The organism is Streptomyces sp. PKU-EA00015 (assembly GCF_013387495.1).
GTDB lineage: Bacteria > Actinomycetota > Actinomycetes > Streptomycetales > Streptomycetaceae > Streptomyces.
Genome location: NZ_JABZEE010000144.1, coordinates 1 through 523 on the forward strand (window position 1 = coordinate 1; position 523 = coordinate 523).

1 protein-coding gene is annotated in these 523 nt (G+C 69.0%); it reads right to left on the reverse strand.

Going from position 1 to position 523, the window contains the following annotated elements:
- Positions 1 to 136: 136 nt before the first annotated feature.
- Positions 137 to 505, reverse strand: a complete 369-nt coding sequence (locus tag HW130_RS35270) for a hypothetical protein (protein WP_177153832.1) — start codon at positions 503 to 505, stop codon at positions 137 to 139.
- Positions 506 to 523 lie beyond the last annotated feature (18 nt).

Genomic DNA, 523 nt, shown 5'->3' on the forward strand with positions numbered 1-523 from the left:
ACGAACTGTTCCAGCCGGGCCTGCGCAGCGGTGCTGTGCGCGACGCCGTCGAGGCACCAGGCCGTTATCGCGACAGTCAGATAGCCCAGGAGTATGAACCAGTCAGCCATGCTGGTCAGTATCGCCCGTCAGCCGCTTACCGTCCCGCCCTGAGGGATTCCTTGGGGAAGAGAGAGATCGTGGGTTGCACCACGGGCACTTGTGGGGTGTAGGCGCGAGAGCCGTTGGCGGGGTGGGCGGCCTCGGCCCGGGATGCCTCCGCGGCCTGCTGGTTCACGACGTTGCGCGGATCGGTAGCGGCCAGTGCGGAGGTGACGGCGTACGGCTCGTCGGGGAAGAGCCCGGCATGCCAGGCGTCGATGGCGCGGGGCGTGGCGGGCAGAGCCGAACTCGGTGAGGTGGCGGGCGCTGGTTGACCCGGGTCCCAGGCCTCGACGGTGCTGCTGCCCCGCTTCTCGTGGGCTGACTGCTTCGTTACCCCGCCGCCGTGCCGATGTCCCTCCAACTGGCGCAGCGCTCCTTA